Genomic DNA, 9,291 nt, shown 5'->3' on the forward strand with positions numbered 1-9,291 from the left:
TTGCCGCGCGCAGCGGGTCGCCAAGGATGACCCCTCGTGGCGATCGCCAGCGCGGCATTGCCGCGCGCAGCGGGTCGCCAAGGATGACCCCTACAGTGGTGGCATGAATCCGCTTTCGCCGGGCGACAAGCTGGCCGAGCCGCCTTTGCCCCGGCTGCCGGCGGACCATCCCGGCGTCAACGAACTGTTCGCCCTGCTGGCTTACGGCGAGGTCGCGGCGTTCTACCGGCTGACCGACGAGGCGCGGATGGCGCCGGATCTGCGCGGGCGGATTTCGATGGCCAGCATGGCCGCGGCCGAGATGGCGCACTACGAATTGCTGTGCGACGCATTGGAGCAGCGCGGCGTCGACGTATTGCCGGCGATCTCGAAGTACGCCGCCGCGCTCGACGGTTACCACCGCCTGACCACGCCGAGCACGTGGCTGGAGGCATTGGTCAAGACGTTCATCGGCGACGCGCTGGCGGCCGACTTCTACCTCGAGATCGCCGACGCGCTGCCCGACGAGGTCGCCGACGTGGTGCGCTCGACGATGTCGGAGACGGGGCACTCCCAATTCGTGGTCGCCGAGGTGCGCGCCGCGGTGACCAAGAGTGCCAAGCAGCGCAGCAGACTGGCCCTGTGGTCACGTCGTCTGCTCGGTGAAGCGATCACGCAGGCCCAATACGTCCTCGCCGAGCACGACGAGCTGGTCGATCTGGTGGTGTCCAGGAGCGGCGGACTGGCGCAGCTGACGGGGTTCTTCGATCGGCTGCAGCGCACCCATGATGAGCGGACGCGCGAACTGGGCCTGGCCTAGCCCGAGCGATCGGTTAGCGGCTGCAGGTCGCGATCATCGCGCTGCTGGTCGAGATGGCAACGGCGTCTCCGACGCTGTCACTGATCGAGCAGTTGAGATGACCGGTCAGGCTCGTCGCAACGACCGATCGCATCCCGACGCCCGGGTTCAGCACCACGGTTCTCGACCAAGGCAGTGACACGTTGAAGTCCGTCTGCGGGGCGCCCGACGCGTCGGTGTAGACGACGGTGACCAGGTCAAGGAGCCCTTTGGTGCCGGTCACCCGGTAGACGAAGGTGCGCGCGGCCACGTCCGGCGGCGTCGAGGGGACAGCCTCCGGGGGCGGGGTCTGTGTCGGTGCGCTGCTGGTGGCGGTCGGGCTGGGCGGTCGTGAATGCGGTGTCACGGTGGTCACCGTCTCGGGCGGCAGCACCGGCGCCAGGCTGGGCCCTGGTCCCGCGCTTCGGCTCGGCGGAACCACCACGGTGGCCGAGGTGGAGGCACTGTCGCCGCCGTTGATGATCACGACGGTGGCGATGACGGCGAGGACGAAGACGATTCCGGCGATCGCCGCGATCGGGCGCCAGCGCTGATCATGCGGCGCAAACAGTTCATCGCCGTCGGCGTAGATGTCGTCGACGGCGTCATCGGGGTAGTCCTGGATACCGTTGTCCAGGTAGTTTGTGGTGCTGATGATGCAGATGTTATCGGTGTGACACCAGCCCGCAGCCGTGCGTGCGGGCGTGTCAGGTCACGATTTGCCAACGGCGGCCGGCCGCACCGCCTGTCGCGAATCCTTGTCGGCGACCGGGTTTCAGCACGTTCGCCGGACGTCCACTAGCCTGCATGTCGGAGCATCGATTACCGAAGAATGGGAAGGGGCCGGCGTGGAGGTCAAGATCGGGATCACGGATAGCCCGCGAGAGTTGGTCTTCACGAGCGTGCAAACGCCCGACGAAGTCGAAGCACTCGTCAACGCCGCACTGGGCAAAGATTCCGACGTGCTGGGTCTGACCGACGACAAAGGCCGCCGATTCGTGGTGAACGCAGCCAAAATCGCCTACGTCGAAATCGGTGTCGCGGATGCGCGTCGCGTCGGATTCGGAATCGGAAGCGCTGCGGCTAAGAGCGGGTAAGCGGCACGTGTGACAGCCCGCCCCAGGCGAAAAACACGGTGCCGTCGACGGCGTCGTCCTTGGTGATCGGGCGATCGGCGTCCAGCCAGTACCTGGCGCAGTCGACGCTGACCCCGACCAAGCCCACGGCGATCATCCGTGCACGATGCGCTTCCAACCCGGAGTCGGCACTGATCAGGTCGAAAACCGCGTCGATGCACGACTCGGTGGCCACCCTCACCTGCGCGGCGACCTGAGGCTCGGTGATGTTGTCGTTTTCGAAGATCAACCGGTAGCCCTGGCCGTCGTGCTCGATGAAGTCGAAGAAGGCCTGCACGGCCGACCGCAACCGTTGCCGGTTGTCGGTGGTGGTGCGCAGGGCCTGGCGCACACCGGACACCAGGTTTTCGACATGGCGCGCCAAGACCGCTAAGTACAGCTCCAGTTTGCTCGAAAAGTGTTGGTAGAGAACGGGTTTGCTGACTCCGGCACGTTCGGCGATCTCGTCCATTCCGGCGGCGTGGTAGCCGCGGTCGACGAAAATGTCGCTGGCAGCCATGAGCAATTGGCCCCGACGCTCGTCACGAGGCAGCCGGTTGCCGCGCCGGGCAGCGGTGGCGGGCTTCACCCCGCTCCTGCCGGCGGCGTTGGCGAGATCGCTCATCCATTCCTCAATCTGGTTGTCGTAGCGCGGGTATTACGAATGCGCGGTAGATCGCAACGACACTACTACCCGCCGGCATTGTCGATCGCCACCTACGCCCTGAATGTCGGCATGTCAACCTCGTGCGAGCAACTACGGGCGCGCCGAGAGTCCCAGCTAGTCGCTGTTGTGCCATCCTGGGAAAGTGACCTTCGACCCCGACCGGCGCGGGGGCAACCGGACACCGGTTCTTCGCGACGACTGGCGAGAACCGCTGCGGGCCCAACGGGACCCGCTGGCGTGGGGCGGCGAGGGGCGGGTCCGGGCGAATCGGAACACCAACCGCTTCCGTAAACAGAGTTGGCTTGGCCGTTTTGTGTCCACCTACGGCTGGCGCGCCTACGCACTGCCGGTGCTGGTCGTCGTCACCGGCGTGGTGCTCTATCAGACCGTCACCGGGACCAGCGCGTCCGCGCCGACCTCCGGTCATCCTTTGCAGGGTCCGCCGAAAATCGGCGCGGTCGGCACGGTGATCGCCGACGCTCCGCCCCGCGGTCTCACCCAGTTCGACGCCAGCCTGCCGACCGGCATGCTGCCCAACGGCGGACCGTTCACCGATGCGGGCGAGAAATCCTGGCACATCGTGCCGGGCGTCACGCCGCAGGTCGGGCAGGGTACGGCGAAAGTCTTCAAGTACACCGTCGAAGTCGAAAACGGCATGGACCCCATCGCGTTCGGCGGTGACGACGCGTTTGCCGCCATGGTCGACCAGACGCTGGGCAATCCCAAGAGCTGGACCCACGACGCGCAGTTCGCGTTCGTCCGGGTCGACGCGAATGGCAGGAGCAAACCCGACATCCGCATCTCGCTGAGCTCGCCGATGACCGTTCGCCAGGGCTGCGGATACGAGTTTCCGCTCGAGACGTCCTGCTACAACCCGTCTTACGGGGCGGGGGTCGAGCCGCGGGTCTTCATCAACGAGGCGCGCTGGGTGCGCGGCGCGCTGGCCTTCCAGGGAGACATCGGCTCCTATCGGCAGTATCTGATCAACCACGAGGTCGGCCACGCCATCGGCTACCTGCGCCACGAGCCCTGCGACAAACCGGGCGGCCTGGCCCCGATCATGATGCAGCAGACGTTCTCCACGTCCGACGACGACAACGCGAAGTTCGACCCGGAATACGTCAAGCCGGACGGCAAGACCTGCCGGTTCAATCCCTGGCCGTACCCGATCGCCTAGCCGGGCACCTTGGCCTAGCCTCGGTGGTGTGTTGCCGCCGTTAGTTGAGCCGGCTGCCGAGTTGACTCGCGATGAGGTTGCCCGATACAGCCGCCATCTGGTGATCCCCGACCTCGGAGTCGACGGGCAGAAGCGGCTGAAGAACGCGCGGGTGCTGGTGATCGGAGCGGGCGGCCTCGGCGCACCCACGCTGCTGTATCTGGCCGCCGCCGGCGTCGGCACGATCGGCATCGTCGACGACGACGTCGTCGAGGACTCAAATCTGCAACGCCAGATCATTCACGGCGTCAACGACATCGGCCGGCCCAAGACCCAGTCCGCGCGCGACTCGATCGCGGAGCTGAATCCGCTGGTGCAGGTGCGTCTGCACGAGGTCCGGCTGTCGTCGGACAACGCCGTCGGGCTGTTCGAGCAGTACGACCTGATCCTCGACGGCACCGACAACTTCGCCACCCGGTATCTGGTCAACGACGCGGCGGTGCTGGCCCACAAGCCCTACGTGTGGGGGTCGATCTATCGGTTCGAAGGCCAGGTGTCGGTCTTCTGGGAGGACGCCCCCGGCGGCGGCGGCCTGAATTACCGCGACCTGTACCCCGAAGCGCCGCCGGCCGGGACGGTGCCGTCGTGCGCCGAAGGCGGGGTGCTGGGTGTGCTGTGCGCCTCGATTGCCTCGGTGATGGGTACCGAGGCGATCAAGCTGATCACCGGGCTCGGGGAGCCGTTGCTGGGCCGGTTGATGGTCTACGACGCGCTGGCCATGAGCTATCGGACGATCGCGATCCGCAAGGATCCGGCCGCCCCGGCGATCACCGGGCTGATCGACTACGACCAATTCTGCGGGGGGACGTCCGGCCAGGTGGCAGACGACTCTGCGATCACCCCGCGTGAGCTGCGCGAACTGCTGGATTCCGGCACCAACGTCGCGCTGATCGACGTCCGTGAGCCGGCGGAGTGGGCGATCAACCACATCGAGGGGGCCCAGCTGATCCCGAACTCGTTGATCAGCTCCGGCCAGGGCCTGGCCGAGCTGTCGCGGGACCGTACGCCGGTGCTGTACTGCAAGACGGGTGTGCGCTCGGCCGAGGCGCTGGCGGCGCTGAGAAAAGCCGGGTTTGCCGACGCGGTACATCTGCAGGGGGGCATCGTGGCCTGGGCCGAACAGATACAGCCCGACATGGTGATGTACTGATTCGGGACACGAAACTGCGTGTTCGTGTCGAGTCCCGAGAGTTCGCTGAGCCCGTTTAGGCTAACCGTGTGAGTGTCGAGCCGCCGCCGGAGCATGTGCTGTCGGCGTTCGGTTTGAGCGGTGTGCGGCCGATCGCGTTGGGCGCCAGCTGGGAGGGCGGCTGGCGGTGCGGCGAAGTTGTGCTGTCGATGGTCGCCGAGAACGCCCGCGCGGCGTGGTCGGCCCGGGTGCGCGAGACGTTGTTCGTCGACGGTGTGCGGCTGGCCCGGCCGGTCCGCTCGACCGATGGACGCTATGTGGTGTCGGGTTGGCGAGCAGACACTTTCGTGGCGGGCCAGCCCGAGCCCCGGCACGACGAGGTGGTGTCGGCGGCAGTGCGGCTGCACGAGGCCACCGGAAAGCTGGAACGGCCGCGATTCCTGACCCAGGGCCCCTCGGCGCCGTGGGCTGACGTCGATGTCTTCATCGCCGCGGACCGGGCCGCCTGGGAAGATCGGCCGCTGCAGTCGGTGCCGGCGGCGGCGCGCACCGCGTCTCCCTCCGCGGATGGGCAGCGGTCGGTCGAGCTGATCAACCAGCTCGCCGGACTGCGGCGGCCGACCAAGAGCCCCAACCAGCTGGTCGACGGCGACCTGTACGGCACGGTGCTGTTCGCCGGTGCCGCCGCCCCGGGGATCACGGACATCACGCCGTATTGGCGCCCCGCGTCGTGGGCGGCCGGAGTTGTCGTCGTCGATGCGTTGTCGTGGGGCGAGGCCGATGAAGGCCTGATCGACCGCTGGAACGCCTTACCGGAGTGGCCGCAGATGTTGTTGCGCGCGTTGATGTTCCGCCTCGCGGTCCACGCGTTGCATCCACGTTCGACCGCTGCGGCATTCCCGGGTCTGGCGCGTACGGCCGCATTGGTGCGGCTGATCCTCTAGCCGGGCTGATCCGTTAGTCGGGGCTCATCCTCTAGTCGGGAAAGGCGTAGCGGACCTCGTCGAGCGGAATCTTGCCGTCGCTCGCCAGAACTCCTTCTGCCCGCAGCAATTCCAGCTGACGGGTGGTCAGGTGCTTTGCGGGCCGGCCCGACGCGGTGATCACCCGGTGCCAGGGCAGGTCCAGCGAGTCGATGCGCATGATGTAGCCAACAATGCGCGGGCTGGAAAGCCCTGCGACAGTGGCGATATCGCCATAGGTCGACACCCGGCCGGCGGGTATCGAGGCAACCAGCGCCCGCACCCGCTCGACCTGATCATCGGTCACCGGCGCCATCGTCAGCGCATCCGTTCGCGGATCAGTGCGGCGACCTCCGCGGGTTTGGTCTCTGCCACCATGTGATCGCATTCGAAGGTCAGCGACTGAAACTCGGCCCCCAACTGTTCGCGCAGGGCATCGACGAGCCGGTCGGTGACGTACGACGGCGATGTCCGGGCCGCCCGTACCAGAGTTGTTCCAATTCCTTTGGGTGGCAATACAATATCGCGAGCAAGCTCGCTCCAGTAGGCCATCATTGCGGGCAGGCTCAGCCGCCAGGTGCACCGGCCCCCCGGCAGCTCGACGAGATGTTCGTCGAGTTCGTCATCGACTACGGACGGGTCCACGTCCGCCCAGGATCCGTTGGTTTTCGCGGCGCGGGCCTCTGCGGCGTCGGAGTAGTCCGGGGAGGCCAGCATGGCATCGGCGATCTCGCGCATCCATCCGCCGTCCAGTCCGATGGCCGGGTCGAGCAGCACCAGTCCCGCGACCTGATCGGGACGGGCGGCGGCCAGGTGCATGGCCACCGCGCTGCCGAACGAATGCGCCACCACCACGACCGGCTCATCGGCCTGCTGCTCGAGTAGCTCGGATATCGCGGCCACGTTGGCCTCGATCGTCCACGGTGCCGCCCACGACGACCTGCCGTGGCCGATCAGATCGGGTGCGGCAACGGCGATTTCGGATAGGTGCCGGCTCGCCAGCGGTTCCCAGCGCTTGCCGTGCCCGGTGAGCCCGTGCAGCGCCAGCAGTCGCACGGGGCTTGGCGGGCCGAAGCGGTGCACATGCAAGCGGGTCACGCGTCGATGGTGCCAGTCGCGCGGTCAGCCATCGTCGGCCGGGCCGACTTGTCGGACCCCCGTGGTGTCATTTCGCTATGCCTTACCACTGGGGCCCGGAGGGTCACGCCGTGCTCAATCCAGAGCTGCGCGGGACGATGCGCGTGCTGGGTGGGCCGGGAACGGGTAAGAGCGCCTTGCTGATCGACGTCGCGGCCGCGCGCATCCGCGCAGGCGCCGATCCGGAATCGGTGCTGCTGCTGACCGGTTCGGGCCGTATCTCGACGCACGCGCGCAGCGCATTGACGACGAAGTTGCTTGGTTGCCAGGACGGCGGTGCCCACCCCGCGGTGGTCCGGGAACCGTTGGTGCGCAGCGTGCACAGCTACGCGTTCGCGGTGCTGCGGCTGGCGGCTCAACGTGCCGGTGGTCCGCCACCCAGGCTGGTCACCAGCGCCGAGCAGGATGCGATCATCGCCGAGCTGCTGGCAGGCGAGATCGCCGACGGCCCCGACCCGTCGGCGCCGTGGCCGGCCGAGCTGCGCGCGGCCCTGGGCACTGCGGGTTTCGCCGCCGAGTTGCGCGAGCTACTGACCCGCTGCGCCGAGCGTGGCGTTGAGCCTCAACAGCTCGAGCGACTCGGCCGGCTGTCGGGTCGTCGCGAATGGGCCGCCGCCGGCCGGTTCGCGCGTAACTACGAACAGGTGATGCTGCTGCGCGCGGCCGTGGGAACGGCTGCGCCGCAGGCGACTACCCCGGCGGTGGGAGCCGCCGAACTGGTCGGGGCCGCACTCGAGGCATTCGCCGTCGACCCCGAACTGCTGGCATCGCAGCGAGCGCGCATCGGCGTCCTGCTGGTCGACGATGCCCAACAACTCGATCCGCAGGCCGCCCTGCTGGTTCGCGTGCTCGCCGCCGGCGCGGAGCTCACGCTGATCGCCGGCGATCAGAACCAGGCGGTGTTCGGCTTCCGCGGCGGTGAGCCGGCCGCGCTGCTGGATGAGGGCACACCGTCGATCACGCTGAGGACGTCGCATCGCTGCGCTCCGGCGGTGGCACGGGCCGTAGCGGGCATCGCGGGCCGGCTTCCCGGCGGCGGCGGAATCGATGGCACCGGCGACGATCCCGGTTCGGTGATGGTGCAACTCGCCGCCTCTGCCACCGCCGAGGCGGGGACGATCGCCGACTTCCTGCGACGGGCACATCTCGTTGACGGTGTGCCGTGGTCACAGATGGCGGTCATCGTCCGATCGGTGCCGCGAGCTGCGGCCGGGCTACCTCAAGCGCTGGCGCAGGCCGGTGTTCCGGTGGCTCCGTCGGCGTTCACCGGTTCGCTGGTCGCGCAGCCCGCGGCGCAGGCCTTGCTGACAGTGCTGGCCGCGACCGCCGACGGGCTGGACGGCGAACAGGCGTTGGCGTTGTTGACCGGTCCGATCGGCCGGGTCGACCCGGTGTCGCTGCGCCAGCTGCGACGGTCGCTGCGTCGCGCCGGCATCGTCGGGCCGCCAAAGGAATTCGGCGATCTGCTGGTTGAGGCGCTGAACGGCGACTCGTCGGCCCGGCTGGCCGCGGCCCAAGCCAGACCGCTGCGTCGGGTCCGGGCCGTGTTGGACGCCGCCGCAAGCTCGCACCGGCGCGGCGAAGATCCGCGGTACACACTGTGGGCGGCATGGCAGCGGTCGGGTCTGCAACGCCGCTGGCTGACGGCGTGTGAGCGCGGTGGCACTTCCGGTGCCCAGGCCGGCCGGGACCTCGACGCGGTGACGGCGTTGTTCGACGCCGCCGACCAGTTCCTGTCGCGCACCGCCGGCGCCTCGCTGGGTGGGCTGATCGACCACTTGATGACGCAGCAGTTGCGGGCCGCGGACCCCGGGCCGGCGCTCGACGCCGAGCAGGTCGCGGTGCTCAGTGCGCATGCGGCGCTCGGCCGCGAGTGGGATCTGGTGGTCATTGCCGGTCTGCAGGAAGGCCTGTGGCCCAACACGATTCCGCGCGGGGGAGTACTCGGCACACAGCGTCTGCTGGATGTACTCGACGGCGTTGCCGAGAACGCGTCGATGCGCGCGCCGCTGTTGGCCGACGAACGGCGGCTGCTGGTGGCCGCAATGGGCCGGGCCCGCTCGCGCTTGCTCGTGACGGCCATCGACGGAGAGGGAAGCGGCGACAACGACGCCAGCATGCCGTCGCCGTTCTTTGCCGAGATCGCGCAGTGGTCTACCGGACCCGTCGACGCCGCGCTCGAACCGGTCACGGCGCCGCGGGTGCTGTCGGCCGCTGCGGTGGTCGGCCGGCTGCGCGGCGTGGTGTG

At 68.3% G+C, this 9,291-nt stretch carries 10 protein-coding genes; 6 read left to right on the plus strand and 4 right to left on the minus strand.

The annotated features are described in order from the left end of the window. Positions 1-103: 103 nt before the first annotated feature. Positions 104-799, plus strand: coding sequence for a ferritin-like fold-containing protein (locus tag WAO18_RS25205; protein WP_422208953.1), 696 nt, complete (start codon positions 104-106; stop codon positions 797-799). Between the two features lie 13 nt (positions 800-812). Here WAO18_RS25205 and WAO18_RS25210 read toward each other — a convergent pair whose 3' ends face one another. Further along, positions 813-1,475, minus strand: a complete 663-nt coding sequence (locus WAO18_RS25210) for an MmpS family transport accessory protein (RefSeq protein ID WP_422208954.1) — start codon at positions 1,473-1,475, stop codon at positions 813-815. Positions 1,476-1,665: 190 nt separating this feature from the next. On the opposite strand from WAO18_RS25210, the gene WAO18_RS25215 reads away from it, so the two are divergent. After that, the gene (locus WAO18_RS25215; RefSeq protein ID WP_422208947.1) at positions 1,666-1,914 is read left to right on the plus strand and encodes a DUF3107 domain-containing protein; all 249 of its coding nucleotides are present in this window, start codon (positions 1,666-1,668) and stop codon (positions 1,912-1,914) included. Here WAO18_RS25215 and WAO18_RS25220 read toward each other — a convergent pair. Beyond that, a complete protein-coding gene (locus WAO18_RS25220; protein WP_422208948.1) occupies positions 1,901-2,557 on the minus strand; it encodes a TetR/AcrR family transcriptional regulator in 657 nt (218 codons plus the stop codon). The genes WAO18_RS25215 and WAO18_RS25220 overlap by 14 nt on opposite strands. Positions 2,558-2,720: 163 nt before the next feature. On the opposite strand from WAO18_RS25220, the gene WAO18_RS25225 reads away from it, so the two are divergent. The 3 genes from WAO18_RS25225 to WAO18_RS25235 all read left to right on the plus strand — a co-directional run bounded on the left by WAO18_RS25225 (position 2,721) and on the right by WAO18_RS25235 (position 5,888). Continuing rightward, a complete protein-coding gene (locus WAO18_RS25225) occupies positions 2,721-3,776 on the plus strand; it encodes a DUF3152 domain-containing protein (protein WP_422208955.1) in 1,056 nt (351 codons plus the stop codon). Between the two features lie 31 nt (positions 3,777-3,807). Then, positions 3,808-4,965, plus strand: a complete 1,158-nt coding sequence (gene moeZ / locus WAO18_RS25230) for an adenylyltransferase/sulfurtransferase MoeZ (protein WP_422208956.1) — start codon at positions 3,808-3,810, stop codon at positions 4,963-4,965. Between the two features lie 68 nt (positions 4,966-5,033). Further along, complete coding sequence (locus WAO18_RS25235) at positions 5,034-5,888, plus strand: TIGR02569 family protein (protein WP_422208949.1); 855 nt, start codon at positions 5,034-5,036, stop codon at positions 5,886-5,888. 31 nt (positions 5,889-5,919) lie between these two features. Here WAO18_RS25235 and WAO18_RS25240 read toward each other — a convergent pair whose 3' ends face one another. After that, complete coding sequence (locus tag WAO18_RS25240) at positions 5,920-6,222, minus strand: MGMT family protein (protein WP_422208950.1); 303 nt, start codon at positions 6,220-6,222, stop codon at positions 5,920-5,922. 2 nt (positions 6,223-6,224) lie between these two features. Then, entirely contained in the window at positions 6,225-7,004 is a 780-nt protein-coding gene (locus WAO18_RS25245) for an alpha/beta fold hydrolase (protein ID WP_422208951.1), read from the minus strand. 77 nt (positions 7,005-7,081) lie between these two features. Here WAO18_RS25245 and WAO18_RS25250 point away from each other — a divergent pair. Then, on the plus strand, positions 7,082-9,291 hold a 2,210-nt coding region (locus tag WAO18_RS25250; RefSeq protein ID WP_422208952.1), incomplete at its 3' end, for an ATP-dependent helicase.

Origin of the sequence: Mycobacterium sp., assembly GCF_049278535.1 — a bacterium.
Lineage (GTDB): Bacteria > Actinomycetota > Actinomycetes > Mycobacteriales > Mycobacteriaceae > Mycobacterium.

Excerpts from the sequence above, each read along its gene's own strand:
- WAO18_RS25220 (WP_422208948.1), bottom strand. The coding sequence starts at position 2,557 with ATGAGCGATCTCGCCAACGCCGCCGGCAGGAGCGGGGTGAAGCCCGCC.
- WAO18_RS25240 (WP_422208950.1), bottom strand. The coding sequence starts at position 6,222 with ATGGCGCCGGTGACCGATGATCAGGTCGAGCGGGTGCGGGCGCTGGTT.
- WAO18_RS25205 (WP_422208953.1), top strand. The coding sequence starts at position 104 with ATGAATCCGCTTTCGCCGGGCGACAAGCTGGCCGAGCCGCCTTTGCCC.